A 25,954-nucleotide genomic window follows, 5' to 3' on the forward strand; every position below is an offset into this window, starting at 1 on the left:
ATGCCTGAATATTGGGTTGACACGGTTCCGGGCCGCTTCCACACTTTCCGGCCTAACGCCTGGGAGTAGCTGTTACATGGTCGACGCCACCATCCGCCACGACTGGACCCGCGACGAAGTCAGCGCGCTGTTCGCGCTGCCGTTCAACGAGCTGCTGCACCGCGCGCACTCGACACATCGCGAGTACCACGACCCGAACGCGGTGCAGGTATCCACCCTGCTCTCGATCAAGACCGGCGGTTGCCCGGAAGACTGCGCCTATTGTCCGCAGGCGGCGCGCTATGACACCGGCGTGCAGGCGCAGAAATTGATGAGCGTGGAGGCCGTGCTGGAGCGCGCGCAGGCAGCAAAGGATGCCGGCGCCAGTCGTTTCTGCATGGGCGCGGCATGGCGCGGCCCGAAGGATCGCGACGTGCTGAAGGTGGCCGAGATCGTCCGCGCCGTCAAAGGCCTGGGCCTGGAAACCTGCGCCACGCTGGGCATGTTGAGCGGCTCGCAGGCCGACACCTTGAAAGCGGCCGGGCTCGACTACTACAACCATAACCTCGACACCGCGCCGGAGTTCTACGGCGAAGTGATCCACACCCGTCAGTACCAGGATCGTCTGGACACGCTCGATCACGTGCGCGCGGCCGGCATGAAAACCTGCTGTGGCGGCATCGTCGGCATGGGCGAATCGCGCGATCAGCGCGCCGGCCTGCTGCAGACCCTGGCGAATCTGCCCGAGCATCCGCAGTCGGTGCCGATCAATCAGCTGGTGCAGGTGGAAGGTACGCCGCTGGCCGGCACCGCGGCGCTCGATCCGTTCGAGTTCGTACGCACGATCGCGGTCGCGCGCCTGCTGATGCCCGCCTCGATGGTGCGCCTGTCGGCCGGCCGCCAGCAGATGGACGATGCGGTGCAGGCACTATGCTTCTTCGCCGGCGCGAATTCGATCTTCTACGGCGAAAAGCTGCTGACCACCGGCAACCCCGATGTAGAACATGATCGTGCGTTGTTTGCGCGACTCGACCTGCATCCGCTGCAGGTCATCGAGGAGGTCGGCACCGTGCACGCGGACATCCTTGAAACTGAATCGAGCGGAACCGATCAGGCAAGTTGTGGGCAGAGCTGTGGCTGCAGCGCCGCGGCCTGATCTGCTCGATCGACTGGCCGTCCAGACGGCCGAACGCGAGAGCGCGCAATTACGGCGCCGCCTGCGCACGATCGAGCACGCCGACGGCCCGTGGCTGGAAACCGGTGGTCGACGTCTGCTGGCTTTCTGCAGCAACGACTACCTCGGTCTCGCGCAGCATCCGCAGCTCATCGCTGCATTCAAGCGCGTAGCCGACGACGAAGGCGTGGGCAGCACATCGGCGCATCTGATCTGCGGTCATCGCGCAGAACACGCGATGCTCGAGGAAGCGCTCGCCGCGTGGACAGGCCGCGAACGCGCACTGCTGTTTTCCACCGGCTACATGGCCAACCTCGGCGTGCTGCAGGCACTGCTGGCGCGCGGCGACCTATGCGTGCAGGACAAGCTCAACCATGCGTGCCTGCTCGATGGCGCCCAACTTTCCGGTGCCGAGCTTAAGCGCTATCCGCATGCCGATGTGGCCGCCGCCGCGCGCCAACTTGCTGCGCGCGGTGAAGCCGGCGCATTGCTGGCCACCGATGGCGTGTTCAGCATGGACGGCGATGTCGCGCCGCTACACGAGCTGGCTGCGCTGTGTCGCCGCGAACACGCCACCCTGATGGTCGACGATGCGCATGGCCTGGGCGTGCTCGGTGAAGACGGCTCCGGTAGCGTCCGCGCTGCAGGCCTGGGCCAGCGTGAAGTACCCGTGCTGATGGCCACCCTGGGCAAGGCGCTGGGCTGCGCCGGGGCGTTTGTCGCCGGACCGGCCGCACTGATCGATGGCCTGATGCAATTCGCGCGACCGTACATCTACACCACCGCGATGCCGCCGGCACTCGCCGCAGCGGCACTCACGGCGGTGCAGCTGGCACAGACAGAGTCATGGCGCCGCGAGAAGCTCACCGCGCTCATCAGCCGCTTTCGCACGGGCGCCGTGCAGCTCGGCCTCACGCTATCGCCTTCAAGCAGCGCGATTCAACCGCTCGTGCTCGGCGATACGCAGGCCGCGGTTGATGCCGCCCAGGCACTGGAGCAGCAAGGCCTGCTCGTCACAGCAATCCGCCCGCCCACCGTCCCTGCGGGCAGCGCACGACTGCGCATCACGCTGTCAGCTGCGCACGAGGAAGAGCACGTCGATCAATTGCTGGATGCACTGGAAACACTGCGTCTCGCGCCCGCTCCCGGCTGATCGCCGGACATCAGCGACTCACCACCTATAATCGCCACCTGATTTACCGATAACCCCGCATGCCGATCGTCAACATCTCCGCCTACAAATTTGTCAGCCTGGACGAACTGCCCACGCTGCGCGAACGCATGCTCGAACGCTGCACTGCGCTGGCCTTGAAAGGCACCATCCTGCTGGCGCCCGAAGGAATCAACCTGTTCCTTGCCGGTGATCGCATCGCGATCGACAGCTTTGTTGTCTGGCTGCATGAAGATGCTCGCTTCGCCGACATCGCGCCGAAAGAGTCGCCGTCCGACACGGTGCCGTTCGGCCGCATGCGGGTACGCCTGAAGAAAGAAATCATCACCATGCGGCTACCGACGATCCGCCCCGAAGGCGGTCGCGCGCCGGCGGTGGATGCATCCACACTGCAGCGCTGGATCCATCAGGGTCAAGACGACAACGGCCGCGAGGTTGTTCTGCTGGACACCCGCAACGACTACGAGACCGATGTCGGCAAATTCCCCCAGGCAGTGGACTACCGCATCGCCAGCTTCACCGAATTTCCTGCCGCAATTGCCGCCGACCGCGCGCGTTACGAAGGCAAGACCGTCGTGTCGTATTGCACTGGCGGTATCCGCTGCGAGAAAGCCGTGCTGCACATGCAGGACCTCGGCATGCCGCACGTCTACCAACTTGAAGGCGGCATCCTGAAATACCTGGAGCAGACCGACGCTGCGCATTGGTACGGCGACTGCTTCGTGTTCGACGAGCGCGGCGCAGTGGATAAACAGCTCGCGCCTTTGCGTCCTCTCCCTTGCGGGGAAAGGATCGAGGTGAGGGGGCAGTCTTGCGATGAAGTCGCGTCAGAGCCGACTTCGAGCGACGACCCCGCGAGCACTCGCCCCTCACCTCGATCCTCTCCCCAATGGGGAGAGGAGGAATCGGCATGACGTTGCATGTCGACAAACTTGGCCATGGCCCGGTGCCACTGGTGCTGCTGCATGGCTGGGCGATGCATGGCGGCGTGATGGCGCCCTTGGTCGAGGCGCTGGAAGATCGCTGCACGATGTACGTGGTGGATCTGCCTGGTCACGGCTATTCGCGTGATTGCGGGCTGCCACTGGAGCCGCGCGTGTGCGCCGCTGCGATTGCCGCAGCTACTCCGCCAGCAATCTGGCTGGGCTGGTCGCTGGGTGGACTGATCGCGCTGACCGCCGCGCTGGAGATGCCACAGCAGGTGCGCGGCCTGGCGATGCTGTGCGCCACACCGAAATTCGTGCGCGATGCGAGCTGGCCCTACGGCAACGACGCGACACTGGTGCATCAACTGGCCACCGATCTGGAAACCGACTACCACGCCACGATCGAGCGCTTCCTCGCGCTGGAGGCAATGGGCAGCGCTGACCCGCGCGCCGAATTGCGCCATCTGCGTACCTTGGTATTTGCCCGCGGCGAACCTGACCTGCGCGTGCTGCAGGAAGGCATCCTGATCCTGGAAACCACCGACAGGCGCGCCGCATTGCCCGATCTCACGGTATCCAGCGCATGGATCGCCGGTCGCCGTGATCGGCTGGTGCCACCGCAGGCCATGCAATGGTCGGCCAGCCAGTGCGCCGGCAGCTATCAGGAAATCGATCACGCTGGCCACGCACCATTTTTCGGTCACGCCGCCTTGGTCGCACAAGCACTCCAGCCACTGCTGGCAAGCACCCACCCAGCAATGAGCACGATTTGATGGATACCTTCCAACTCGACCAGGATCAAGTGCGCCGCCACTTCGGCCGCGCCGCCAGCAGCTATGAACAACATGACGTGCTGCAACGCGAAGTGCAGGCTGCGCTGCTGGAGCGTCTGGACTTCTATACGCAAACGCCGCAACGCATCATCGATGTCGGCGCCGGCACCGGCCGTGGGAGCGCGCAGCTGAAGCAGCGCTACGCCAAAGCCGAAGTGATTGCCATTGATCTGGCGCTGCCGATGCTGCGCGCGGCGAAGCAACACGCGAGCTGGCTGAAGCCCTTCCAGCGCGTGTGCGCGGAAGCCACCGCGTTGCCATTGCCCGACCATAGCGTGGACGTGCTGCATTCCAATCTGTGCTTCCAGTGGATTGTCGACCTCCCCGCGCTATTCAACGAGTGCGCGCGCGTGCTGAAGCCCGGTGGCCTGCTAGCGTTCTCCACCTTCGGTCCGGATACGCTGAAGGAACTGCGCGCTGCCTGGGCAGAAGCCGACCAGCAACCACACGTCAGCCGCTTCCTCGACATGCACGACGTCGGCGACGCCATGCTCGCCGCCGGCCTGCGCGACCCGGTACTCGACGTATTCCGCTACACGCTGACCTACAGCGAACCACGCAAGCTGCTGCAGGAACTGCAAGGCCTCGGCGCCACCAACGCCGACCACGCCCGAGTCCGCGGCCTCACCGGCAAGACCCGCTATCAACGCATGCTCGCCGCCTACGAAGCCATGCGCGTAGACGACCGCATTCCCGCCACCTGGGAAGTCATCACCGCCCACGCCTGGGGCCCGCCACACGGCCAGGGCCGACGCAACGCCGATGGCAGCGAGATAGCCAGCTTCTCCGTAGACAGCCTGCGCGGTTCGAGACGTCGCTGACGTCGAAGGCCTTGGCGCAACCGGAAGCGTCTGCTTCCGGCGGCGGAAGCGGTCATGAGGCCGACCGACTGAGTGCGTCGAACGCAACCCAGCCGGAGATGAAAGCCATCATCGCGAACATGGCCAGCGTCCAATAAAAGGCTCTCGGTTGCTTGGCTCTGAAATGAACATGACCGCTGCGAAAAGGAATCGCTCGAACTCCTCCGGTTCGGATGGCTCCCAGAATCCTTAAGGTCCATAGCGCGCTTGCCAAGCAGCATAGCCAGGCCACTACTGTCATGCTTGCCACCTTCAAAGGTCTCGCGATTTTGTCAGCTTCGGGTCGGAAACAGACCTCCTGAGATTGCCCCTTGGCTGTCCGCTGTGCAAGGGCGGTTCGCGGCCACAAGCAGACGTATGGCTATGGACCTGTCGGCAGATGCTTTGAGTTGCTACTGCGCCACTGCCGCCCCCTGGGTTTTGCGGACGCTACGGCCCGGCGCCGAGACGCGCCAGCCCGTCCTTTACAATTTGATCGGCAGGATCGAGTCCAAACGCAACCCAGTAATCGGCCATGGCCTTGTCGCGCTGCCCGAGGTTCTCGTAAATCGCACCCCGCGTTCCGAAGAAGTGGGCATTCTGCGGCGCCATGGCCACAGCCATCTCGGCGTCTGGCAAACCTTGAGCGTCTTCGTCTTCCTGGTGATAAGCCCAGGAACGATTATTGTAAGCAGGCGCGTCACCCGGGTTGAGCTTGATCGCTTTGGTGTAGTCGGTAATAGCCAAATCGTAGTAGCCCTGGGAGTCATAGGCTTGGCCACGACCGGAATAGGCGGCGGAATCAGGGCGTAGTCCGATCGCCTTGGTGTAATCAGCTATGGCTTGGTCATTAAGACCTTTTTTCGCATACGCAAGGCCGCGATAGATATAGGTGTAGATGACATCTGGATTGAGCTCAATCGCCTTGGTCAAGTCAGCGATACTTTGGTCGTAAAAACCCCGCTGTAAATAAGCGGTGCCACGATCGTAGTAGACCTGCAACAAGGCCAACCCGCTTTCGCGGCCAGACTGAATCAAGCTGGTGCACATCTTGATTCGGATTTCGGGCGCGCCGCTGCCGCACAAGACCTCAGTGTCATGCAGAGACCACGCCGGGCTCTGTCCCCAAGCCGGTACGGCAATGGATGCCATGGCCAGAGTGAAAAATGGTCTCTTCATGAATCCCGCTTACCGAGCTTTCAACATAGCAGCTAATGTCCGCCGTGGCCGGCAGCCGCGCTGACGGCAAGCTTGCCCGAAAAAATTCCCGGCGGCTGCCGCTGAACGCCCGATATGGCGCGCAGGATTGGAGAGATGGGGGTCTATCCGGCGACTTGCCTCGATCGTAAAACTCTGGCCGAGCGCCAATGTGGAGGAGCGACATGAAGCTGTGGACCATTGCCATGTGCCTGCTGTGCATAGGCTGCGGAAACGTCTACGCGCAGACAGTCGTTTGGCAACCCACCGCTGGGCATACGCAAGTACTGATATGGCCCGCAGTAGCGCCGGATGAGCAAGCCGTTCCAGGACCGGAAACCGAAACGAAGGGGGCGGCGACCAACGTGACCCACCCCACGATGACGGTCTATACCCCAAAGGGAACGAGCAGCGGCGCCGCGGTTATCGTGATTCCGGGTGGCGGCTTCCAGATCCTTGCCATAGATCTCGAAGGTACCGAAGTTTGCGACTGGCTGACTTCCAAAGGCATCATTTGCGTGCTGTTGAAATACCGCGTCCCGAGTGTGCCTTATGTCTGGCAATGCGATTGTCGACCGCACAATTTGGCGACATCCTTGCCGTCGCTGGAGGATGCCCAGAGAACGTTGAGGCTGGTGCGCTTTCATGCCGCGGAATGGCACGTCGATCCCCACAAGATTGGAGTGCTTGGGTTTTCAGCGGGCGGATATCTTGTGGCCGAGGTCAGCACGAACTTCAAACGTCATCTGTACAAACCCGTGGACACTGCCGACAAAGAAAGCAGCCGCCCCGATTTTGCGATAGCGATTTATCCGGGACATCTCACCACCGATAACGATACGTTGAATAAGAATGTTCCGGTCTCGCATGAGACCCCGCCCACATTTCTGGCGCAGGCGGAAGACGACTACGTGGATGGCGTGGACCAATCGCTGGTTTACTACAGCGCGTTGAAAAAGGCCGACGTGCCGGTGGAGATGCATCTGTATGCGCATGGCGGCCATGCATTCGGTTTGCGGCGAACGCAGCTTCCGATTTCGGACTGGCCCCGGCTGGTCGAGGTGTGGCTGAGGACGATCGGTGTCGTCGAGGACTAAGTGCAGCGCATCCTTGTACGACGGATCAACCGAACGACAAGCTGGCAACCTTGCCGGTATCGTCGAGTCCGATAGCGAGCCGGTGTCGCCAATACGTCTTTGGCGTCTCGGCAAAGAGCGCATCTCTGTGCTTTTTATCGGCAGGGGAAGCAGTCAAAAACGCGGTCACGATGATGGGATGGCCATCGGGCCTGGTAATGATACCCATGTCGTTTAGCTCGAGGGCTGACTTCTTCTTGAGGAGACGAGCCTTTCAATTTCATATGAGAAGTAATTGATGCGCGAAATGCTGACCCCCTTCCGCGGACGAAAAAGTAAGCACGCTAACGAAATCGGTGATCCGTGTTTGTCGAACGTCATCCTCTCCAAAGCTGAAGCCGCGCGCGCAGCATTGCCACGGTATTGCCTTATCTTTTACCGCGAATGCTCCGCCTGGGTGGTTAGGCTCGGGCGGGCCAGATGGCGTGTCCTGATCTCAGATCCTATCCACAAAGGTGTTTCCATGAATCGTCGAAGTCTGTTGAAAGGCGCGGTACTGGGCGCTGCGGCGCTAGCCCTTCGTCCGAAGCTTTCCCTGGCAGCCAGTGTGGGCGACGTCAAAGCGCGGCTGGAGGCGCTGGAGCGCGCGCATGGCGGGCGACTCGGTGTGGCGATTCTGGATACCGGCAATGGGAGGAGTGCTGGGTACCGTGCGGACGAGCGGTTCTTGATGTGCAGCACGTTCAAGCTGCTGGCTGTGGCGGCGGTGCTGGCTCGGGTGGATTGCGGCGTTGAGCAGGTCGACCGGCGCATCGTCTTCGGCAATGACGCCGTGTTGTCTTACGCACCAATAACGCGGCATCGGACAGGCGGACATGGAATGACGGTCGCCGAGCTTTGCCAGGCGGCGATCACGGTAAGTGACAACACGGCGGCCAACCTGCTGCTGGGAAGCCTTGGTGGGCCCGCGGCGGTAACCGCTCTTGCGCGTAGCCTGGGCGATGGTACAACTCGGCTGGATCGCATGGAGCCCGAACTCAATGTCGGCGCTGCAGGCGATGTGCGCGATACCACGACGCCGAGTGCCATGCTTGGTGACATGCAGAAGATACTGCTCGGTTACGCGCTTTCCGACACTTCGCGTGAGCAACTGATCGCGTGGCTATGCGCGACGTCAACCGGGGATGCAAAGCTGCGCGCTGGCGTGCCTATGGGCTGGAAGGTTGGCGACAAGACGGGAAGTGGCAGCCATGGCGAGTCCAATGACGTGGCGATAATCTGGCCGCCGGGACGCAAGCCGTTGTTGGTAACGGCTTACTACGCGAATCCGTCGACAGATGATGCCGCTCGCAATCAGGTCGTGGCCGAAGTCGGGCGCATTGCGGTCGCGAGCATTGCCAGCTGACGCTCATTTCTTTCCGGCAATAGCCTTGTAGCGGAAACACCCCACCAGATGATCGTTCACCATACCGGTGGCCTGCAGCAGTGAGTAGCAGATGGTGGTGCCGACGAAACGGAAACCGCGCTTCTTCAGCTCCTTGCTCATGCGATCGGACAGCGGCGTGCTGACGGGAACTTCGCTGCTGTCGCGCCAACGGTTGACCAGCAGCCTGCCATCGACGAACGACCACAGATAGCCGTCCAGACTTCCGAACTCCTCGATAACGCGCAGCGCGGCGCTGGCGTTGTCGCGTGTCGCGGTGACCTTCAAACGATTGCGGATGATGCCGGGATCGAGCAGCAGCTTTTCCAGTTCGCGATCTTTCATTGCTGCGACACGGGCGATTTCGAAATTATGGAATACCTTGCGATAGTGCTCGCGCTTGGCCAGCACGGTGCGCCATGACAATCCGGCCTGCGCGCCTTCCAGGCACAGGAATTCGAACAGTCCGCGGTCGTCGTGCAGCGGCACTCCCCATTCGGTGTCGTGATAATCGCGCAGCAGTTCGTCGCTGATGGCCCAGTGGCAGCGGGGCAGATCGGAGGCCTTGGTCATGGGGTTCGCACAGGTCAGGTAGGTGGGGAGATTCGATGCGTCGGCCCGGCAAAAGCCGGCCAATCGGCAGCAGGTAGCCGGGGGCGGTTATGATCATACGCATGAACCCCATCGAGCTCCCCGCCGACCCGACCCAGTTTCCCGATCAGGCTGCCAGTTTCCTGCTGGACGGCCCAGCCGGCAAGCTCGAAGCGATCAGCGACATTGCCACCCCGGCCGATGCGCGGCGCGGCGTGGCGGTGATATGTCATCCGCATCCGCTGCAGGGCGGCACCATGCACAACAAGGTGGTGACCATGGCCGAGCGCGCCTTGCGCGAATCCGGGCTGGACACCGTGCGTTTCAATTTCCGCGGCACCGGCGCCTCGCAAGGCGAGTACGACGATGGCCGTGGCGAGGGCGACGATCTGGCGGCCGTGGTCGCCTGGGCGCGCCACGTGCGGCCGGACGACGCGCTGTGGCTGGCCGGCTTTTCGTTTGGCAGCTACGTCAGCATCAGCAATGCCGCGCGGCTGCATGCCGACGCGCTGATCAGCATCGCGCCGCCGGTCGGGCGGTGGAAGTTCGAGGAAATCACCCTGCCCACTTGCCCGTGGTTGATCGTGCAGGGTGAAGCCGACGAAATCGTCGAGCCGCAAGCGGTGTTCGATTGGGTGGATACGCTGGAGCACAAACCGGAGTTGGTGCGCATGCCCGACACCAGCCACTTCTTCCACCGTCGATTGATGGATCTGCGCGGCGCGATCAAGCATGCCGTGCATGACTGGTTGCCACCCCCGCGCCAGTCATGAGCGCAGGGGCTTGTGTTGTCTGATTTCCCCCCCCTGATGCTCCGCCGCTCTCCCCTATCCCAAAGACTTTCGTTCCATGAGTGAAAACCCGTTGCATGCGCCCAGTGCGCGTTACCAGGAAGGCGTGGCCGCGCATCGCTGGGAATCCGATCCGGCCCAGCTCGCGATGCTGCCCGAGTTCGATCGCATGCAGGCCGCGCTGTGCGCCGAACCGAGCGCCGGCAATGGACTGTTTGGACGGCTGAAGTCTCTGCTTGGCAATGAACCGGCCGCGCCCGTGCCGGGCCTGTATCTGTGGGGCAGCGTCGGCCGCGGCAAGACGTTCCTGATGGACTTGTTCGTCTCCAGCCTGCCGCACAACATTGCGCTGCGCCGGCATTACCACCGCTTCATGGGCGAAGTGCACGATAGCCTTCGCGCACTCGGTGAGCGTCAGAATCCGCTGGTCGACGTCGCCGCCGGGCTTGCCGAACGCTGCCGCGTGCTGTGCCTGGACGAGTTCCTGGTCAACGATATCGGCGACGCGATGATCCTCGCCGGGCTGCTCGACGCGCTGTTCGCACGCGGCGTGGCATTGGTCACCACCTCCAACACGGCGCCGGCGAACCTGTACCGGGATGGCCTGCAGCGCGCCCGCTTCCTGCCGGCGATCGCCTCGATCGAACGGCATTGCCACGTGGTCGAGATGGCGTCATCGCATGACTGGCGACTGCGTGCGCTGGCCCAGGCACGGGTGTACCTGACTCCGCCTGGTGCCGAAGCGCACCGCGCGCTCGAACGTATCTTCACCAGCCAGGCCAGCGGCCCCGTGCAGCTGGACGGCGTGTTGCGGATCAACGGCCGCGACATTCCGTATCGCAAGCGCGCCGAGAATATCCTGTGGTTTGATTTCGAAGCGTTGTGCGAAGGCCCGCGCGCCGTCGCCGACTACATTGCGCTGGCGAAGGCGGGCCCGGCAGTCATCATCTCCAACGTGCCGCAGTTCAGTGTGTACAGCGAGGACGCGGCAAAGCGCTTTGTGCAATTGGTGGATGAATTCTACGATCGCCACGTGAAGCTGGTGCTCTCGGCCGCCGCACCGATTATGGCGCTGTATGACGGCGAACGCCTGCGCGCTGAATTCGGCCGCACCGAATCGCGCCTGATCGAGATGCAAAGCGAGGAATACCTGGCGCTGGAACACCAGCCCGAATAGATCCATACCCAAGCTGCTACCTTGCCCACTGCGAATCACGACCGGAGCACTGCATGTCCATCATCCTTGCCATCGCGCTGCAGCTGACCACCGCTGCGCCCGTCAACACCGATGACGCATTTGCAGCGCGCGTGACGCGTGGCAAGCTGGTCGAGACCGGCCCTACCGGCCCCGCGTATCAGAAAGCGTTGTGGGGCAAGCTGACCGACCCCATGACCATCGCCCTAAAGGCCTGCCTCGCCCACAACGCGCCGGCAGACACCAAGCCGTTCACCCTGGTTGCCGATGTACAGTCCGACGGCAAGCCAAGCGGGGTGGCGGCGGAGCCGGCCATACCCGTGGCGAAGTGCCTGACCGGTTGGTTCGCCACGATGACGCTGCCGGTGCCCCCGTCGGCGCCGCCACCGCTGACACAAGGCGCCAGCTATCCGATCGAGATCGACGTAAGTATCGCGCCGTGAAGCGGTAACGGTCTCGCGGCCGACCCGCGTACCTATGCTTCGGTCGTGTGCAACCGGGCCCGCTGAAAACGTCGATGATGGATCAGCAGCCCGATGAAATAGACGATGTAGTAGCCGATCAGCAGGCCGATCAACAGCATGGTCAACGGGCTATACGGTTGTGCCCCGAAGCCCGCGCCCGACGTCGCCGAGGCTGACGATGACTGCATCTGCGGCCACAGCACCATGAAGCGATACGCCAGCCGACCCAGCAGCAACACCGTGAGCAGGGCGCCGATCCATGGATTGGGCACATAGCAATCGCCGCGCACCGGATCGACTTCGAAGCGGGTCAGGCGCAGGCCGAGCAGGCCGATCGCTCCGCCGATCAACGCACCGCCGAGCAATCCCTCGGCCAGCTGGATGTCATGCAAGCCAGTCAGCGCAAGGAGACCGCCGAAGATCGCGAACACCACGATGCGGGCGATCATCTGCTTGCGCCGGATCGGCTGGCGCCCGAACGAACGGCCCACCCGCCGCCACACGATCCAGGCGAGCAGCGGCAGCATGATCAGGAAATTGCTCAAATGGGCAGGCATGGGTGTCACCGTGGAGATTGCGCTGCGCCCAGCTTAGTCGAGCAACTTACCGCTGACGACTGACCTTTGTCACCTGTCGTGCAGATAGCACGACCGGGTTCAGCGGGTACCGAGCTGTTCCGCCAGTGAACGCGTCTGTTCCGTCACGACATTACCGGTGTGCAGGGTCGACTTGCGTTCGATCAGCATCAGCAGGCATTCCTGCTCGGCCACCGGATTGTGCCGTACACCCTTGGGCACCACGAACATCTCGCCTTCGTCGAGCTCGACGGCAGCGGCTTGTTCCAGCTCGATGCGCAGATGGCCCTGCAGGACGAGGAACAGCTCGTCCTCATCGTCGTGGCTGTGCCAGCACAGCGAGCCGCACACCTTGGCGACCTTTATATAGCTGTCATCGACCTCGCCGACCACGCGTGGCGACCAGTAGTCGGTGAGTGCGGCAGCGATGGCTTTCGGTGAGCTGACGTTGGTCATGTCGCCAGCCTACTTCGCCTTGCCCTGGTTTGCGACGGCGGCCATCTTCGCCTCGATTTCCGCGGCGTCGCCCAGGTAGTAACTACGCAGCGGCTTGAGCTGTTCGTCGAACTCGTAGACCAGCGGTATGCCGTTGGGGATGTTCATTTCGACGATCGCCTCGTCGGAAATCTCGTCGAGGTATTTCACCAGCGCGCGCAGCGAATTGCCGTGCGCGACCACCAATACGCGCTGGCCGGCCTTGATCGCCGGCGCCAGCACTTCATGCCAATACGGCAGCACGCGGGCCACGGTGTCCTTCAGGCATTCGGTGTCGGGGATGTCGCTCGGCCGCATCGTGGCGTAGCGCGGATCGTGCACCGACTCGTTCGCGCTGCGCTCCAGCGGCGGCGGTGGGATGTCGTAGCTGCGACGCCAGATCTTTACCTGATCGTCGCCGTACTTCGCGGCGACCTCGGCCTTGTTGAGACCGGTCAGTGCGCCGTAATGGCGTTCGTTGAGGCGCCAGTCGGTCAGCACCGGGATCCACATCTGGTCCATCGCATCCTGCACGCCCCACAGCGTGCGCACGGCGCGCTTCAGCAACGAGGTATGCGCCACGTCAAACGCGTAGCCGGACTCCTTCAGCAGGCTGCCGGCCGCAGCGGCCTCGACCTCGCCGACCGGGGTCAGGTCAATATCGGCCCAGCCGCTGAAGCGGTTGTCGAGATTCCACTGGGATTGGCCGTGACGGATCAGTACAAGTTTGTGCATGGTGGTGGGTCGCCGAAGTCATCAAGCATGAGTCAGACCGGGAATGGTGAAGGGCGGCTCTGCGGCCGTCAAATGCAGGCTGTGCCGAAGGTCATGTAAACCGGTGGCATGCCCGGAGCATCCTAGTCCTACTATTCACTCACGGAGATTGCCATGCGTCGGATTTCGACGGTTCTCATCCTCGCTGCCCTCGCACTTGCCCTGCCGCCGCTGGCTGCCGCGCAGAACGACGATATCGACAAGATCAACGGCTCGGTACAGGTCGAGGCCGGCCAGAAGGTCGGCGATGTCAGCACGGTGAACGGCGCGGTGCGTATCGCCGACGGTGCCAGCCTGCGCAAAGCCAGTACGGTCAACGGCTCGGTCGAGCTTGGCGACAAAACCCAGGCCACCGAGCTCAGCTCGGTCAATGGCGCGATTACCCTGGGCGGCACCAGCCACGTCAGCGGCGAAGTGACGGCCGTCAACGGCGCCCTGCATCTGGCGCCGGGCGCTGATGTCGGCGGCAAACTGGGCAACGTCAACGGCGCCATCGTGCTGGACGCCGCCCATGTCGCCGGCGGTATCAACACGGTGTCAGGCGACGTCACCGTGGGCGCCAACTCGCGGGTCGAGGGCGGCATCCTGGTCGACAAGCCCAGCGGCTGGTTCAACTGGAGCAGTAGCCGTGCGCCGGTCATCGTGATCGGTCCGCATGCGGTGGTTCAGGGCACCCTGGAGTTTCGTCGCGATGTGGTGCTGAAAGTCAGCGACAGCGCGCAGATCGGCCCGGTCAAGGGCGCTACGCCGGTGAAGTTCAGCGGCGCGATGCCGTAATCGAGCCAGCTCTTTCTTGTGGGAGCGACTTCAGTCGCGATGCTCTTGGCTCTTTTCGCGAAGAGCTATCGCGACTGAAGTCACTCCCACAGGTTCGGCGCACCCTTACAACCAGTCGCGCGGCTTCAGATAAGCGGCCAGCTGCGCCTCGGCCGAACCTGGCTCCGGCGCGTAGGCGTATTCAAAGCGCACCCGTGGCGGCAGGCTCATCAGGATCGATTCGGTGCGTCCGCCGGACTGCAGGCCGAATAGCGTGCCGCGGTCGTAGACCAGGTTGAACTCCACATAGCGACCGCGCCGGTATAGCTGGAACTCACGCTCTCGCTCGCCATACGGAGTGTCTTTGCGGCGTTCGACAATGGGCAGATAAGCATCCAGAAAACCCTCGCCCACGGCGCGGGTAAACGCGAAGCAGCGGTCGAAGCCGCCTTCGTTCAGATCGTCGTAGAACAGGCCGCCCACGCCGCGCGTTTCATCGCGATGCTTCAGATAAAAGTACTCGTCACACCATTGCTTGTAACGGGCGTACACATCCGCGCCGTAGGGTGCACACAAATCGCGGGCGACGGTGTGCCAGTGCCGCACATCCTCGTCATGCGGATAGAACGGCGTCAGGTCGAAGCCGCCGCCGAACCACCACACCGATTCCACGCCCGGCTTGCTCGCCTCGAAATAACGCACGTTGGCATGCGTGGTGGGAATGTGCGGATTGCGCGGATGCAGCACCAGCGACACGCCGGTGGCGATGAAGCTGCCGCCGGCCAGTTCCGGTCGATGCGCGGTGGCACTGGGCGGCAGTTGATTGCCACAGACGCGCGAGAAATTGACTCCAGCCTGTTCGAAGATGGCACCCTCACGCAGCACGCGGGTACGCCCACCGCCACCCGCGGCGCGCTGCCAGACGTCCTCCTCGAAGCGCGCAGCACCGTCAACCTGCTCGATGGCGGCGCAGATGCGATCCTGCAGGCCGCGCAGGAAGGTTTCGGCAAGATCGGCTTGCTGACTCATCGAGTTACCCAAGAATTCAATAGCGTCAGCTTAGCAAGGCGACGCGGGGTCGGCCGCTGCGGCGGGGTGTCGCGTGTGCCTGCCGCAGGTCAGTCCACGTGGCTCGAGGCCTTGCCGCGCATCCAGGCGGGGTGTTCGCGGCATCTTCATGCCACCGCGACGACGATGAATGCCCGCCTGATGCTGAACCGGCCGCAGTCTAGGCAAGCTGCGAGGTGACCGCTAGGCTCTGGTGATGCCCGTTTCGATGACACCTCTTGCGATCACGGCGTATACCGCCACCTCAGCCATCGGCCACGGTCTTGCGGCCCACCTTGAAGCGTTGCGCCAGGCCCGTAGTGGCCTGCGCCCAAACGATTTCAGCAGCGCGCCGCTGACGTGCTGGATCGGCCGCGTTGACGGCGTGGAAGACACTGCCTTGCCGGCCGTCCATGCGATTTGGGAATGCCGCAACAATCGGCTGGCCTGGCTCGGCTTGAATCAGGATGGATTCCTCGACCAGGTCCGAGCGGCGCGCGAACGCTATGGCGCCGGACGCATCGCGTTGCTGCTGGGCACCTCCACCGCCAGCATCGGCGCTACCGAGGAGGCCTATCGCCGGCTCGATGCCGATGGCGGCTTTGCGGACGACATGTTGCGGCCGGCGATCCACGAGCCGCATTCACTGGCGGCCTTCGTCACTGAGGCATTGGAGCTGGAAGGCCCTTGCCTGACGATTTCCACCGCCTGTTCGTCCAGTGCCAAGGTATTTGCCAATGCCGCGCGGATGATCCGCCTCGGGCTGGTCGATGCGGCAGTAGTCGGCGGCGTGGATAGCTTGTGCGATAGCGTGCTGTTCGGCTTCAACGCGCTGGAGTTGGTATCGGCCGAGCCGTGCAGGCCGTTCGATGCCGCGCGCGATGGCATTTCGATCGGCGAAGCGGCCGGCTTCGCGCTGTTGGAGCGGGTCGACGTCGCGCCGGATGCGCCACGCCTGCTCGGTTACGGCGAAGCCAGCGACGCGTACCACATGTCCACCCCGCATCCGGAAGGCGTCGGTGCCGAACTCGCCTTGCGCGAGGCATTGCTGCGGGCCGGAGTCGATGCGACCCAGGTCGGTTACATCAACCTGCACGGCACCGCCAGCCTCAAGAACGATGAAGTCGAGGCGGCGCTGGTCAATCGCGTCTTCCCGCCCGGCACGCGGGCCAGTTCCACCAAGGGTTTCATGGGTCACACGCTGGGCGCGGCCGGAATTGTCGAGGCAGCAATTGCGCTGCAGGCGATCGAACACGGCTTCATTCCCGGCAATCTTGGCGGCAGCACGCCCGATCCGGCATGTGGGCCGCCATTCGCCTGGGGTAATGAGCAGCAGACTGTCGATGTGGCGCTCAGCAATTCATTCGGTTTCGGCGGCAACAACGTCTGCCTCGCGTTCGCCCGCGCCGGATTTCGCGCATGACGACATTGAGGTTTTGCGTCGAAGGCATCGGCCTGTGGTCACCGCAGCTGGCCAACTTCGATGCGTTGCGCTCGGTGCTTGCCGGCGGCACGCCGGAACCGCCACCGTCGCGGCCGGCCGCCACCACGCTGCCGGCGAACGAACGCCGGCGCGCACCCGAAAGCGTGTTGCTGGCGATCGAAGTCGCCGGCCAGGCGGTGGCGATGAGCGGTCGCAGCGCCGCCACGCTCGCGAGCATCTTCGCCTCATCGCAGGGCGATCAGGCGATTACCGATTACATGTGCACCACGCTGGCACAAGCGCCGACCGACCTGTCGCCGACCCGTTTCCACAACTCGGTACATAACGCCGCCGCCGGTTACTGGACGATCGCTACCGAGTGCAGGGCGCCCTCCACTGCGGTATGCGCGCAGCACGCGAGCTTTGGCGCCGGCTTGCTGGAAGCCGTCAGTCTCATGCTGGCCGAACAGCGTCCGGTGTTGTTGGTATGCAGTGATATCAGCGGCAGCGGGCCACTGCTGGAAGTCACCGGCTGCACGCAGCCGTTTGGCTGCGCGCTGGTGCTGGCACCGGATGTCAGCGCAACCACGCTGGCCCAACTTCAGCTGACCCTGACCTCGGCCCAGCCAGCCACAGCATTACCCGAACCACTGAGCACTTGGCGCGATGGCAATCCCTCGGCCCATGCGCTGCCGCTGCTCGCGCTGCTGGCCCGCGGCCAGGGCCGTTGCCAGCTCGACGCCGCCGCTACACTGGGGTTGCAGATCGACCTGGAGAGCGTCGCTTGAACAACGTTGCGGTGCGCTGGTGTGTGCTGATCCCCTGTCTCAACGAGGAAGTCGCGATCCGGTCGGTGGTCGAATCCGTGCTTGCGCTCGGTGTTCCGGTGATCGTGATCGACGACGGTTCGGACGATCGCACGCCGGACATCGTGGCCGCATTGCCGGTCACCCTGCTGCGCCACACCGAGCGGCGCGGCAAGGGCGAGGCCTTACGTCATGGTTTTCGCGAGGCACTGCGGCAAGGCTTCGACGCGGTGCTGACGATGGACGGCGATGGCCAGCATCTGGCCAGCGACATTCCGCGCATCGCGGCGGCCGCTGCGCAATACCCCGGACATATCGTGATCGGTGCACGACTACGCGATCTTGGACAGCAGCCAAAGGGTCGTCGTCGCGCCAACGCGGTCGCCGACTGGGGCATTTCCTGGGCTTGTGCGCAGCCGGTGGCCGACACCCAGAGCGGCCAGCGCTGGTATCCACGCGCCGCTCTGGACCTGGTCGACCTGCCGGCGGAAAACTTTGTTTTCGAAGCAGCCATCCTGATTGCCGCCTCGCGCGAGAAGCAACTCGGCGTGGTTTCGGTGCCCATCGCCTCGCGCTATCACGGCGAGTTCCGGCGCAGTCACTTCAACCCGGTGCGCGACGTAAGCCGCATCACCTTCTATACCGTCGGCCGGGTCGTGCACTACGGCAACGTGATGGTCAGCCATCGTCTTTCGCGTCGTGCGCCGCTTATCGTGGACAACCATCCGGATTGATCAACGCATGGACTGCCTCCTCGAATAGCAGCGCACTCGGCGCGGCGAAGAGGTTGCAGACATGACGTGCTTTCGCGTTCAGGACTCAGGATGGATCACCGCCGCCCGCCCGCTGGCCAGCAGGCGATCGCGATGCTCGATGCGGAACGCATACTGCGCACCACCCTCATCGGCGTAGAGACATTCGGCATGGACGTCCAGATGGCCATCCAGATGGTCGACATATTCTTCTGAGAGCTGCACATCACGCAGGCTGACCAGCCGCCCTGGCCGTGCCGATTCCACTCCACCGGCGCGGGCCAGCAACGCTGCATGCACAGCCATCGCCTGGGCGCCGTATTCGGCCAGATGCACGGCATGCAGACCCTCAGGTCCGCGCAACGGGTTGTCTGCGCGAGCGTGACTGGCGCTGATCGCGTGAATCGAGCGCTCGTCCCACGCCAGCACGGCATCCAGCAGGCACATCGTGCCCGCGTGTGGAATGAGTTGGGCCCAATCAGTCTTCGCGAGCATGCGAGTCCTCCGCGAGAGGATCAGAAGGTCCGAGGTCGGCATGCGGAGCCATCAGGATCGACAGGCAGAAATGGAACGCGACGCCGAGACTCACCGTCAGCCCGATCGCCCGCAACACCGGAATAGTCGCCCATCCCAGCATGCCAAATACCAGCAATGCCGACAGCACGCACACGATCGTCGCGTGCAATGTACGCCGCTGCTCGGCCGCATCGCCGGTATCGCGCTCGAAGAACAACGCATAGTGCAGCCCGAGGCCGCCGGCGAGGATCAGCGCAACGAGATGGAATAGCGAGATCTCGATGCCGACGATGCGCTCCACCGCCAGTACCAGGAAGGTCGCCAAGGTCATCGGTGCCAATACATGCCAGGCGCGGCGCAGGCTGCGCAACGCGAGCGTGATGGTCAGCACCAGCAGCACGCTGGCGATCAGCAAGGCCTGCAGGATGCGTGTGCGATACGCGGCCACCAGTGATTCCGAAGCTGCTTTCAGGTCGAGCAGGCGCACGCTGGCGCCGCTGCCAAGCGCCTGCAGCGCGGCCACATCGTGCACGCCGCTGACCGTGCCGAGCCCGAGCCAATGACCGTCGCGCTGCACCAGCATGGCTGCGAGGCGCTGACCAAGCGGAGTTTGTGCGTAGCGCTCGGGCGTCAGCGGCGTCAGCGACCGCGCGGTTTCTACGTCGTCGAGAAATGGCTGGAACAGATCGGGCCGGAACGGCAAGCCCTGCAGCGCCTGGCCCAGCGCGCGCTGCAGCGTGCCGCGGTCCGGCAGTTTTTTCTGTCGCGCCCGTTGCAACGCGACGCTTGGCAGGTATAGCGATGGCAGCTCCAGCGCATCGACGGCGTGCTGCGCCACCAGCGCGTCCACCTTTGGCTGCAGTTTCTCGGACAACGCCAACACGCCCTGCTCGGTGGGCGCCTGCAGCACCAACAGATATCGCACATCGGGCGCACCCAGTGCCTCGCGCAGACGTGCATCGTGCAACAGCATGTCTTGCGGCAGCGGGGTCAGCGCGGCAAGGTTGTTCTGCCAGAACGGGCCGGGTGCCAGCGCCAGCATCAGCACAATCAACAACGTCACCACGATGGGAATCCAGCGCGGCCGTGGCAAGCGGTCGACGAACGCGCGCGCCTTCATCAGCCACGGCATCTGCGCCACATCGCGCACCTGCACCGGCAGAAGGTGCGACAGCAGATAGCGAGTGCTGAAGCCCGCCACCAGTAAGCCGACGATGGTGAATACCGCCAGCTGCTTCAGGCCGTTCACACCAGAAGCATAGAACGCCAGATACGCAATGCACGCCGAAGCGATCGCGGTGAGCAGAAGCGGCCATAACGCACGCACGCTTTGCACCGCGTCTTCGCCGGCGCGACGGTGACTGAGCACGCGTATCGGATACTCCTGTGCCACGCCGAGCAGGGTGAAACCAAACGCCAGGGTGATGCCATGCACTTCGGGAAAGGCCACGGTCAGTGCCGCAATGCCGGCGAGCGCCGCGCTGGCGATCGGCAGCGCCGACAACAGCAGCGAACTGAGACTGCGATACGCCAGCAACATCAGCACGATGAAGCCGACGCTGGAAATGCGGCCGATCCAGTCGGCCTGGTGCCGCGTCTGCGCGCCCACCACCACGCTGAAATAACCTGGTCCACTGAACTCAAGCTGCGTGCCGGCACTGCCCGGCAGCGCATGGAACGCGTGCTGGATCCCGTCGATCGCCCGCTGTTGCGCGTCCGGATCGAAACCCGCGGCGCGAGTCTGCACCAGCAGCAGAGCTTCATGTTGCGGCGAGAACCACACGCCGTCGCGCAGCTCGGGTGATTTCGCCGGGGTCCAGCGTTCGGCGAGCTTCAGCACTTCCAGCGTGGGATCGCGCGGCAACAAGCCCTTCAACAGGCTGGCGGCCGGCGAAGAAAGATCATCCACCCGTTGCTGCAACTGATCGGCCAGGTAGGTCTCGTCCAGTGGCTGCGTGTCCAGCGTCGGCGACAACAGGTAGCGGTACGGCAGCAGGCTGGGATCCAGCGCCCCCAGATCGAAACTGCCGTTGAGCACCTGGGTGTAACTCGGGTCCTTGCGCAACGCGCCGGCCAGGCCTTGGCTTAGCGCGGCCAGCGGCGCGTCCGACGGGACGTCACCGGCCAAGGGTGGCGGCCCCATGGGGCGAACTCCGCTGATCGCCAGCAGCAGCAGGCGCGAACCGGGACCATCGCCAACCTGCTCCATCAGCAGACGCTGATCAGGCGTGGTTGGCGCCGGCATGAAGCTGCGCAAATCGGTGCTGATTTTCAGCCGCTGACTGACCATCCAGCCCAGCCCGGCCAGCACCAGCAGCCACGCGATCAGCAGCGCCGCGCGAGCGCCTGCCCCTGCCCGGCTGGAACCTGACTGGCCAGGCCCTGATTGGCGATGACGCACGGTCAGCGGACACCCTGGCACAGCGCCTGCAACGCTTCGCGCGTCGGTTGTGCGGGCATCTTTGCGGACAACGGACCGAGCAGGTCGATCGCCAAGTCACCATCGGCCTCTTGCATATGCATGCAGCGCGACTGCTTGCCATCGCCGTCGATCGTGATGCTGGCGACGCTCTTGGCTACCGCCGCGTCGCGCGGGGTGAGCACCAGCTTCCACGAGCCGGATGCCACGCCCGTGTAGCGGATCTGGAAAGCCTGCTGCAACCGTCCGGCATCGCCGCTAAGCAACGCCACGAAACTGTCCAGCAACACCTGCAACTGCGGCGCTCGCTTGAGCGAAAAATGCCGCGGCGCCTTGCCGGCGCGCTGCTGGGTCACCTCGCCATCCGCAATGGTGGCGGTTTCCTGGTTCGGCTGATCGACGCGCCGCTGCAGCTGGTCGCCGCCCAGCCACGCCAACTCGCCGGATACTACCAGCGGCCGATCCAGTACCTGCATGAAGCGCGCTTCGGCAAACGCGGTGCGGGCGGGAGCGGGCTGACCCAATGCGGAGATCAGGGCTTGCGCGGATGACGATGCCGCTGGCGTCGCCTCAGGCGCTGACGCTTTCGCCCACAGGGGTAGCGTCATGCACAGCAGGAGCACGCAGATCTTGCTGCCAGAAGTCATAGAAATTGAACCAGTTGTAAGGGGCGACATGGACGTAATGTTCCAGGCGTTGCGCGTAGCGGGCAATCAGCGCGTCCAGCGCCGGGCCGCGCTGGTGCCGTGGAATGTCCACCTTGTCGGCCATCGGCTCGAAGATCAGACGATAGCGGTTGCCGCCCAGATACAGGCCAAAGCACAGTACCACCGGCACCTTCAACGTATGCGCCAGCAACCACGGGCTGACCGGGAACGGCGCCGGTGAACCCAGGAACGGGGCATAGCGCAATACCTCATGGCCGCGGCCGCGATCGGCGAGCATCGCCACCACCGCGCCGCTTTCGCACGCCTCGGCCATCGCCAGCGCAATCGAGGTGCCGTCGCGCGCGGCGTCGATCACGTTGGCGCCAACGCCAGGGGCCAGCGCTTCCAGCAACTCGGTCATCGCCGGCGTCTTCTGCTTGTCCAGCACCACCCGCAACGGCATCTCAGGCCGCCGCGCGCCGAGCGCCCGCAACGCTTCGAAACTGCCCTGATGCGAACCGAACAGCAGTACCCCGCGACCCTGCGCGATGCGCTGTTCCAACAGCTCCAGCCCTTCCGTCTCGATCTGGAATGGCTTCTCGCCGTGCGTCAGCAGGAACACCCGATCCATCAGGGTGGCGGCGAAATAATGGATGTGCTTGAACACGTGCCACGGCATCACCGGCCGTCCAAACACGCGCTCCAGATACTCCCTGGAGGCCATGCGCTCCGGCCTACGGCGCAGATAGAAGTACAGCGTGATCGGGTAAAGACATGCACGCCCAACACCACGGCCGCCATATACCGCGATGGAACGTATCAACCACAGGGCGAAGTGGCCGCCGCCTTCGGGCCGACTCTGCCAATGTTCGTTTGTACTCATGCCGCTACCTCGATGATGCCGCGGGCCAGCAGACTGTCGTCACGACGGATCTCAAAACGGATCCTCTCAAAACGGACCGTCTCGAAACTGATCCGCGGGTCTGGATTTGCCGGGTTCGGTCCGCTGGGTGCCGCTTCCGTCAGCCGCAGCACCGCCGCTTGCGTTGGCAGCAGCGGGGCCATGAATTTTGCTTCGAGCACGCGCGCCAGCCGCTGTCCGCGCCACGTGCGCACGGCAAGCGCCACCTGCTCCAGCAGGACCACTCCCGGCACCAGCGGATCGCCCGGGAAGTGGCCGGGCAACGCCGGGTGCGCGGCGTCGATGCAGACCACCTGCTCGAATACCGGCCCGTTCATGACGAAGCCGCCCGATAGCCACGCGACAGCTGCGGCCATTTCAGCGCCAGCTGCAACAGCATGTCGTGCAAGCCGGGGTGAGTGAGGTGACGCAGGCGCCAGCGCCGGTAGCCGTATTCAAGCAGGAATGCGACGCCCAGCAACATATAGCCGCCCACATGCAGCCATGCTGCTGCCCAACGCTCGGATATTGGCAGCGGCGAAACGATGCCGAAACGCGCCAACAGCCCAACGTGCTCCGCACACAACAGCAGCAGGGCGAGCAGCACCGCCTGCGCCCCCAGCAACAGGGTCCAGAACCAGGTGAGCTGACGGGCGTAATCCGCCACACCGGGCTGCGCCAGTCGCGCGCTGCCCTCGATGGCCATCACGAAGCGCGCCACCAGCGGCTCGGGCGTACCCAGCGTGCGCCCAAACCAGTACGCCAACAGCGCATTGATCAGGATCGGTACGCCTTCCAGCAGCAAGCCGGCGAACCCGTACAGCGACACCAGAAACAGCGTGAACAACAGTCCCAGCCACACCAGCCAAGGTCCGATCCGGCGCGCAGCCAAGCGCGGCAGCATCACCACGGTCAGCAGCAACAACAGCGCCGCCAGCGGAAAAATCTCCCGATGCGTCAACGCGCCAGCGACCGCCAGCAACGGATAGATCAGCAGCAGCGGCAGCATGAAACGTCGCGTCGCGCTTTTAGCGGGACGGGATAAATCAGCCGGTGGCAACGAATTCGTCATGCAGCATTTCACAAAGGCTCTTGCGGTACCGCAAGCCTGCCATTCGCGCCGGAATACCGCGTGACGAGACCGGCATCGCCGGCGTTGCCCAAGGCCTGGCTTCAGCCGGCGCGGTTCTGCTCGACATGCGCGGACAGGTTGCGCAAGCTGGTGAAAATCTGGCGATTTTCCGGGTTGTCCGAGCGCAGCTGGAAGCCGTAGCGCTTGGACACGGCCAGCGCGATTTCCAGTGCGTCAATGGAATCCAGACCCAAGTCGCCGCCAAACAACGGGGCATCGGGGTCGATCTGCTCCGGCGTGACGGTTTCGAGATTCAGGCACTCCACGATCAACGTGGCCAATTCGTGCTGTGCCGCTGTCTGTTCTGCCATGCTCGATTCCGTACCTTGACTCATTGCCTCCCCCCGGCGGCAGTGGGCGCGAAGTGTAACATAGCGCTCTTGTCGTTCCGGTTCTTAAAAAACAATGATTCAGGGATGTGAAAATCCACAGGTCGATCCGCAGCTGCGCCGTGCGCCGCGCGTTTCCTACCGTATGGCCGATGTCGCCGCCGCGCTGAACGAGCCCGGCACCTTGGCGCTACTCGGCTTTGGCGCTGGCAGTCCGGCGTCCGATGACCCACGTTTTCTGCAAGTGGCGCTGGAGTGTTTCGACGCGCCTGCCCCGCTGGAAATCTGGCAGGTCGACGCGCCAGTGAGCCATGGTGTCGACGGCGCACTGCGCTGGTCGACGGGTGGCGGCTGGCTGTTCGCGGCGATCGAGCTGGACGAAGTCGACCACGGCGGCCCCAGCGCCACTGCGCAGCAAGCCTACGAGCACTTGCACCGGTTCGTCGCCACGCACAGTGCGCGACATGTACTTCGCGTCTGGAATTACCTTGCCGCGATCAATCACGGCGCTGGCGATGCCGAACGCTACAAGCAATTCTGCGACGGTCGCGCCGCCGGCATGGGGCATTTCTTCGCGGAGGGTTTTCCCGCCGCCACCGCGATTGGGCATCATGGGTCGCCGCATCGGCTGCAGGTCTATCTGCTGGCCTGCGACCAGCCCGGCACCCGGGTGGAGAATCCGCGCCAGGTCAGCGCCTGGCGCTATCCACGCCAGTACGGCCGCACGCCGCCGGGCTTTGCCCGCGCGATGACGCTGCCAGCGCAGGATGCGCTGGCGATCTCAGGCACGGCCGCCGTAGTGGGCCATGCCTCGGCACACCAGGACGATCTGGATGCCCAGCTCGAGGAAACCCTGACCAACCTGGAAGCGCTGCTGGCGAGCGCCAACATGGCCGCGGGCTTCGACACCCAGTCGCCGCTGAAAGCCTATGTACGCCATCCCACCGACGCATCACGCGTGAGCGAGTTCCTGCAACGCCGCCTGCCCGGTGTACCCGTGCTGCTGCTGCACGGCGACATCTGCCGCCGTGAGCTGCTGGTGGAAATTGATGGCTGGCGCTATGCGTGAGGCCAAGCCTCAATAGGCGCGAATAACCGCAAATCCTGGTTTTGCGTGACCATCTCTGCAGGGATCGGCACCGCCTCACGGTTGCGGATAGGCAGGATCCAAGCGGGCGAGAAAGGTATTCACTTCGGAACGGATATATCCGTTTGCATGATCTCGGGGATTGGTCGTGCGTTCCTCGTGCGCTGGCAATTTCTGCAGAAGTTTTCCGGTTGCGGAGTCGAATACATAGATCGTCGCGGTGTAACCCACTTTCGGTGGCGTGTAGCCACCAAGCATAGGCCCGCCGTAGCTGTGACTTGTCATGGTAAAGCTGGGAACGACCAGCGGCACGAAATGGACGGCCACTCGGTAGGGCAAATCAGTGCTTCTCCCGAACGAGGGAATTCCGCTCGTGAACAGGGCATCGTCCGGTTCAGCCAAGCGCAAGGTGACATGCCGGTCCGTTGCCCAGTCTGAGAAGGTGTTTTCGGCCGTGGAGCAACTGGCGTCTTCACTCGTGCACGCCAGGTAGAAGGTGAATCGCGGACTTGAGTCGGCCTTGAACAACTGCAGCGATCGCAGCGTCTGTTGGCCAGCCTGACTGACCGCAACATCTGTTCCCGCACACCCTTGCAGTACCACCGCAACAACGACACTTGCCATCGAAAGAAAAAGCCGCATCGCATGCTCCCTTGC

At 63.7% G+C, this 25,954-nt stretch carries 29 protein-coding genes and 1 pseudogene; 15 read left to right on the forward strand and 15 right to left on the reverse strand.

All coding sequences use genetic code 11. The features are described 5' to 3' along the window. Nucleotides 1–76 precede the first annotated feature (76 nt). The 5 genes and pseudogenes from bioB (at nt 77) to bioC (ending at nt 4,904) form a co-directional block, all read left to right on the forward strand. A complete protein-coding gene (gene bioB / locus HDE77_RS13235; protein WP_184417898.1) occupies nt 77–1,135 on the forward strand; it encodes a biotin synthase BioB in 1,059 nt (352 codons plus the stop codon). After that, the gene (bioF, locus tag HDE77_RS13240) at nt 1,113–2,306 is read left to right on the forward strand and encodes an 8-amino-7-oxononanoate synthase (RefSeq protein ID WP_343206111.1); all 1,194 of its coding nucleotides are present in this window, start codon (nt 1,113–1,115) and stop codon (nt 2,304–2,306) included. The genes bioB and bioF overlap by 23 nt, the downstream gene beginning before the upstream one ends. 59 nt (nt 2,307–2,365) lie before the next feature. Then, nucleotides 2,366–3,103, forward strand: a pseudogene (locus HDE77_RS13245) (sulfurtransferase); the annotation flags it as partial. Between the two features lie 131 nt (nt 3,104–3,234). Continuing rightward, complete coding sequence (gene bioH, locus HDE77_RS13250) at nt 3,235–4,023, forward strand: pimeloyl-ACP methyl ester esterase BioH (protein WP_184417902.1); 789 nt, start codon at nt 3,235–3,237, stop codon at nt 4,021–4,023. Then, a complete protein-coding gene (gene bioC, locus HDE77_RS13255; protein WP_184417903.1) occupies nt 4,023–4,904 on the forward strand; it encodes a malonyl-ACP O-methyltransferase BioC in 882 nt (293 codons plus the stop codon). Before bioH ends, bioC begins: the two co-directional genes overlap by 1 nt. Before the next feature lie 468 nt (nt 4,905–5,372). Here bioC and HDE77_RS13260 read toward each other — a convergent pair whose 3' ends face one another. Continuing rightward, the gene (locus HDE77_RS13260; protein ID WP_184417906.1) at nt 5,373–6,101 is read right to left on the reverse strand and encodes a tetratricopeptide repeat protein; all 729 of its coding nucleotides are present in this window, start codon (nt 6,099–6,101) and stop codon (nt 5,373–5,375) included. A gap of 203 nt (nt 6,102–6,304) precedes the next feature. Between HDE77_RS13260 and HDE77_RS13265 the strand changes: the two genes are divergently transcribed. Further along, nucleotides 6,305–7,216 carry an alpha/beta hydrolase gene (locus HDE77_RS13265; RefSeq protein ID WP_184417908.1) on the forward strand — a complete coding sequence of 304 codons (912 nt, stop codon included), beginning with the start codon at nt 6,305–6,307 and terminating at the stop codon, nt 7,214–7,216. A 25-nt stretch (nt 7,217–7,241) separates the two neighbouring features. On the opposite strand, the gene HDE77_RS13270 is transcribed toward HDE77_RS13265, so the two are convergent. Further along, nucleotides 7,242–7,424, reverse strand: a complete 183-nt coding sequence (locus tag HDE77_RS13270) for a hypothetical protein (RefSeq protein WP_184417910.1) — start codon at nt 7,422–7,424, stop codon at nt 7,242–7,244. Nucleotides 7,425–7,718: 294 nt separating this feature from the next. Between HDE77_RS13270 and bla the strand changes: the two genes are divergently transcribed. After that, nucleotides 7,719–8,600: a class A beta-lactamase gene (gene bla, locus HDE77_RS13275; RefSeq protein WP_184417912.1), complete on the forward strand. Its 882-nt coding sequence runs from the start codon at nt 7,719–7,721 to the stop codon at nt 8,598–8,600. Nucleotides 8,601–8,603: 3 nt separating this feature from the next. On the opposite strand, the gene HDE77_RS13280 is transcribed toward bla, so the two are convergent. Continuing rightward, nucleotides 8,604–9,191 (reverse strand): DNA-3-methyladenine glycosylase I, encoded by a 588-nt coding sequence (locus HDE77_RS13280; RefSeq protein ID WP_184417914.1) that lies wholly within the window; start codon nt 9,189–9,191, stop codon nt 8,604–8,606. A 101-nt stretch (nt 9,192–9,292) separates the two neighbouring features. Here HDE77_RS13280 and HDE77_RS13285 point away from each other — a divergent pair, with 101 nt between their 5' ends. The 3 genes from HDE77_RS13285 (at nt 9,293) to HDE77_RS13295 (ending at nt 11,638) form a co-directional block, all read left to right on the forward strand. Beyond that, a complete protein-coding gene (locus tag HDE77_RS13285; protein ID WP_184417916.1) occupies nt 9,293–9,982 on the forward strand; it encodes an alpha/beta family hydrolase in 690 nt (229 codons plus the stop codon). Nucleotides 9,983–10,058: 76 nt separating this feature from the next. Next, nucleotides 10,059–11,177, forward strand: a complete 1,119-nt coding sequence (zapE, locus tag HDE77_RS13290; protein WP_184417918.1) for a cell division protein ZapE — start codon at nt 10,059–10,061, stop codon at nt 11,175–11,177. A 53-nt stretch (nt 11,178–11,230) separates the two neighbouring features. Continuing rightward, nucleotides 11,231–11,638, forward strand: a complete 408-nt coding sequence (locus HDE77_RS13295; protein ID WP_184417920.1) for a peptidase C13 — start codon at nt 11,231–11,233, stop codon at nt 11,636–11,638. Between the two features lie 32 nt (nt 11,639–11,670). Here HDE77_RS13295 and HDE77_RS13300 read toward each other — a convergent pair whose 3' ends face one another. The 3 genes from HDE77_RS13300 to gpmA all read right to left on the reverse strand — a co-directional run bounded on the left by HDE77_RS13300 (nt 11,671) and on the right by gpmA (nt 13,443). Then, complete coding sequence (locus tag HDE77_RS13300) at nt 11,671–12,216, reverse strand: DUF1453 domain-containing protein (protein WP_184417921.1); 546 nt, start codon at nt 12,214–12,216, stop codon at nt 11,671–11,673. 99 nt (nt 12,217–12,315) lie between these two features. Beyond that, entirely contained in the window at nt 12,316–12,690 is a 375-nt protein-coding gene (locus tag HDE77_RS13305) for a cupin domain-containing protein (RefSeq protein ID WP_184417922.1), read from the reverse strand. Nucleotides 12,691–12,699: 9 nt separating this feature from the next. Continuing rightward, entirely contained in the window at nt 12,700–13,443 is a 744-nt protein-coding gene (gpmA, locus tag HDE77_RS13310; protein ID WP_184417923.1) for a 2,3-diphosphoglycerate-dependent phosphoglycerate mutase, read from the reverse strand. Between the two features lie 153 nt (nt 13,444–13,596). Between gpmA and HDE77_RS13315 the strand changes: the two genes are divergently transcribed. Continuing rightward, the gene (locus tag HDE77_RS13315; RefSeq protein ID WP_184417924.1) at nt 13,597–14,259 is read left to right on the forward strand and encodes a hypothetical protein; all 663 of its coding nucleotides are present in this window, start codon (nt 13,597–13,599) and stop codon (nt 14,257–14,259) included. Between the two features lie 105 nt (nt 14,260–14,364). Here the strand turns inward: HDE77_RS13315 and hemF are convergent, their stop codons facing one another. Then, nucleotides 14,365–15,267, reverse strand: a complete 903-nt coding sequence (gene hemF, locus HDE77_RS13320; protein ID WP_184417925.1) for an oxygen-dependent coproporphyrinogen oxidase — start codon at nt 15,265–15,267, stop codon at nt 14,365–14,367. A gap of 247 nt (nt 15,268–15,514) precedes the next feature. On the opposite strand from hemF, the gene HDE77_RS13325 reads away from it, so the two are divergent. From HDE77_RS13325 to HDE77_RS13335, 3 genes are read left to right on the forward strand one after another with little or no spacing between them, the layout of a single operon-like run. Continuing rightward, nucleotides 15,515–16,708 (forward strand): beta-ketoacyl-[acyl-carrier-protein] synthase family protein, encoded by a 1,194-nt coding sequence (locus tag HDE77_RS13325; protein ID WP_221444274.1) that lies wholly within the window; start codon nt 15,515–15,517, stop codon nt 16,706–16,708. After that, entirely contained in the window at nt 16,705–17,496 is a 792-nt protein-coding gene (locus HDE77_RS13330) for a beta-ketoacyl synthase chain length factor (protein ID WP_184417930.1), read from the forward strand. Before HDE77_RS13325 ends, HDE77_RS13330 begins: the two co-directional genes overlap by 4 nt. Continuing rightward, nucleotides 17,493–18,248 (forward strand): glycosyltransferase family 2 protein, encoded by a 756-nt coding sequence (locus tag HDE77_RS13335; RefSeq protein ID WP_184417932.1) that lies wholly within the window; start codon nt 17,493–17,495, stop codon nt 18,246–18,248. The genes HDE77_RS13330 and HDE77_RS13335 overlap by 4 nt, the downstream gene beginning before the upstream one ends. Before the next feature lie 78 nt (nt 18,249–18,326). Here the strand turns inward: HDE77_RS13335 and HDE77_RS13340 are convergent, their stop codons facing one another. From HDE77_RS13340 to HDE77_RS13370, 7 genes are all read right to left on the reverse strand, one after another. Next, nucleotides 18,327–18,761, reverse strand: a complete 435-nt coding sequence (locus HDE77_RS13340) for a phosphotransferase (protein ID WP_184417934.1) — start codon at nt 18,759–18,761, stop codon at nt 18,327–18,329. Next, nucleotides 18,745–21,072 carry an MMPL family transporter gene (locus HDE77_RS13345; protein ID WP_184418044.1) on the reverse strand — a complete coding sequence of 776 codons (2,328 nt, stop codon included), beginning with the start codon at nt 21,070–21,072 and terminating at the stop codon, nt 18,745–18,747. Before HDE77_RS13345 ends, HDE77_RS13340 begins: the two co-directional genes overlap by 17 nt. Nucleotides 21,073–21,185: 113 nt before the next feature. After that, nucleotides 21,186–21,809, reverse strand: a complete 624-nt coding sequence (locus HDE77_RS13350; RefSeq protein WP_255482708.1) for a LolA-related protein — start codon at nt 21,807–21,809, stop codon at nt 21,186–21,188. Further along, complete coding sequence (locus HDE77_RS13355) at nt 21,772–22,731, reverse strand: acyltransferase (protein WP_184417939.1); 960 nt, start codon at nt 22,729–22,731, stop codon at nt 21,772–21,774. The genes HDE77_RS13350 and HDE77_RS13355 overlap by 38 nt, the downstream gene beginning before the upstream one ends. Continuing rightward, a complete protein-coding gene (locus HDE77_RS13360) occupies nt 22,728–23,087 on the reverse strand; it encodes a hydroxymyristoyl-ACP dehydratase (protein ID WP_184417941.1) in 360 nt (119 codons plus the stop codon). The genes HDE77_RS13355 and HDE77_RS13360 overlap by 4 nt, the downstream gene beginning before the upstream one ends. Further along, a complete protein-coding gene (locus HDE77_RS13365; RefSeq protein WP_184417943.1) occupies nt 23,084–23,821 on the reverse strand; it encodes a xanthomonadin biosynthesis protein in 738 nt (245 codons plus the stop codon). Before HDE77_RS13365 ends, HDE77_RS13360 begins: the two co-directional genes overlap by 4 nt. A gap of 101 nt (nt 23,822–23,922) precedes the next feature. Then, complete coding sequence (locus HDE77_RS13370; RefSeq protein ID WP_184417945.1) at nt 23,923–24,192, reverse strand: phosphopantetheine-binding protein; 270 nt, start codon at nt 24,190–24,192, stop codon at nt 23,923–23,925. Between the two features lie 94 nt (nt 24,193–24,286). Here HDE77_RS13370 and HDE77_RS13375 point away from each other — a divergent pair, with 94 nt between their 5' ends. Continuing rightward, nucleotides 24,287–25,279, forward strand: coding sequence for a pteridine-dependent deoxygenase (locus HDE77_RS13375; protein WP_184417947.1), 993 nt, complete (start codon nt 24,287–24,289; stop codon nt 25,277–25,279). Nucleotides 25,280–25,354: 75 nt separating this feature from the next. On the opposite strand, the gene HDE77_RS13380 is transcribed toward HDE77_RS13375, so the two are convergent. Continuing rightward, nucleotides 25,355–25,939: a hypothetical protein gene (locus HDE77_RS13380; protein WP_184417949.1), complete on the reverse strand. Its 585-nt coding sequence runs from the start codon at nt 25,937–25,939 to the stop codon at nt 25,355–25,357. Nucleotides 25,940–25,954: the final 15 nt, after the last annotated feature.

Origin of the sequence: Rhodanobacter sp. MP7CTX1, from assembly GCF_014205795.1 — a bacterium.
Taxonomy (GTDB): domain Bacteria; phylum Pseudomonadota; class Gammaproteobacteria; order Xanthomonadales; family Rhodanobacteraceae; genus Rhodanobacter.

Coding starts and splice junctions, on each gene's coding strand:
- bioB (WP_184417898.1), top strand. CDS start 77: ATGGTCGACGCCACCATCCGCCACGACTGGACCCGCGACGAAGTCAGC.
- bioH (WP_184417902.1), top strand. CDS start 3,235: ATGACGTTGCATGTCGACAAACTTGGCCATGGCCCGGTGCCACTGGTG.
- bioC (WP_184417903.1), top strand. CDS start 4,023: ATGGATACCTTCCAACTCGACCAGGATCAAGTGCGCCGCCACTTCGGC.
- HDE77_RS13260 (WP_184417906.1), bottom strand. CDS start 6,101: ATGAAGAGACCATTTTTCACTCTGGCCATGGCATCCATTGCCGTACCG.
- HDE77_RS13265 (WP_184417908.1), top strand. CDS start 6,305: ATGAAGCTGTGGACCATTGCCATGTGCCTGCTGTGCATAGGCTGCGGA.
- HDE77_RS13270 (WP_184417910.1), bottom strand. CDS start 7,424: ATGGGTATCATTACCAGGCCCGATGGCCATCCCATCATCGTGACCGCG.
- bla (WP_184417912.1), top strand. CDS start 7,719: ATGAATCGTCGAAGTCTGTTGAAAGGCGCGGTACTGGGCGCTGCGGCG.
- HDE77_RS13280 (WP_184417914.1), bottom strand. CDS start 9,191: ATGACCAAGGCCTCCGATCTGCCCCGCTGCCACTGGGCCATCAGCGAC.
- HDE77_RS13285 (WP_184417916.1), top strand. CDS start 9,293: ATGAACCCCATCGAGCTCCCCGCCGACCCGACCCAGTTTCCCGATCAG.
- zapE (WP_184417918.1), top strand. CDS start 10,059: ATGAGTGAAAACCCGTTGCATGCGCCCAGTGCGCGTTACCAGGAAGGC.
- HDE77_RS13295 (WP_184417920.1), top strand. CDS start 11,231: ATGTCCATCATCCTTGCCATCGCGCTGCAGCTGACCACCGCTGCGCCC.
- HDE77_RS13300 (WP_184417921.1), bottom strand. CDS start 12,216: ATGCCTGCCCATTTGAGCAATTTCCTGATCATGCTGCCGCTGCTCGCC.
- HDE77_RS13305 (WP_184417922.1), bottom strand. CDS start 12,690: ATGACCAACGTCAGCTCACCGAAAGCCATCGCTGCCGCACTCACCGAC.
- gpmA (WP_184417923.1), bottom strand. CDS start 13,443: ATGCACAAACTTGTACTGATCCGTCACGGCCAATCCCAGTGGAATCTC.
- HDE77_RS13315 (WP_184417924.1), top strand. CDS start 13,597: ATGCGTCGGATTTCGACGGTTCTCATCCTCGCTGCCCTCGCACTTGCC.
- hemF (WP_184417925.1), bottom strand. CDS start 15,267: ATGAGTCAGCAAGCCGATCTTGCCGAAACCTTCCTGCGCGGCCTGCAG.
- HDE77_RS13325 (WP_221444274.1), top strand. CDS start 15,515: ATGACACCTCTTGCGATCACGGCGTATACCGCCACCTCAGCCATCGGC.
- HDE77_RS13330 (WP_184417930.1), top strand. CDS start 16,705: ATGACGACATTGAGGTTTTGCGTCGAAGGCATCGGCCTGTGGTCACCG.
- HDE77_RS13340 (WP_184417934.1), bottom strand. CDS start 18,761: ATGCTCGCGAAGACTGATTGGGCCCAACTCATTCCACACGCGGGCACG.
- HDE77_RS13345 (WP_184418044.1), bottom strand. CDS start 21,072: ATGGTCAGTCAGCGGCTGAAAATCAGCACCGATTTGCGCAGCTTCATG.
- HDE77_RS13350 (WP_255482708.1), bottom strand. CDS start 21,809: ATGACGCTACCCCTGTGGGCGAAAGCGTCAGCGCCTGAGGCGACGCCA.
- HDE77_RS13355 (WP_184417939.1), bottom strand. CDS start 22,731: ATGAGTACAAACGAACATTGGCAGAGTCGGCCCGAAGGCGGCGGCCAC.
- HDE77_RS13360 (WP_184417941.1), bottom strand. CDS start 23,087: ATGAACGGGCCGGTATTCGAGCAGGTGGTCTGCATCGACGCCGCGCAC.
- HDE77_RS13365 (WP_184417943.1), bottom strand. CDS start 23,821: ATGACGAATTCGTTGCCACCGGCTGATTTATCCCGTCCCGCTAAAAGC.
- HDE77_RS13370 (WP_184417945.1), bottom strand. CDS start 24,192: ATGGCAGAACAGACAGCGGCACAGCACGAATTGGCCACGTTGATCGTG.
- HDE77_RS13375 (WP_184417947.1), top strand. CDS start 24,287: ATGATTCAGGGATGTGAAAATCCACAGGTCGATCCGCAGCTGCGCCGT.
- HDE77_RS13380 (WP_184417949.1), bottom strand. CDS start 25,939: ATGCGGCTTTTTCTTTCGATGGCAAGTGTCGTTGTTGCGGTGGTACTG.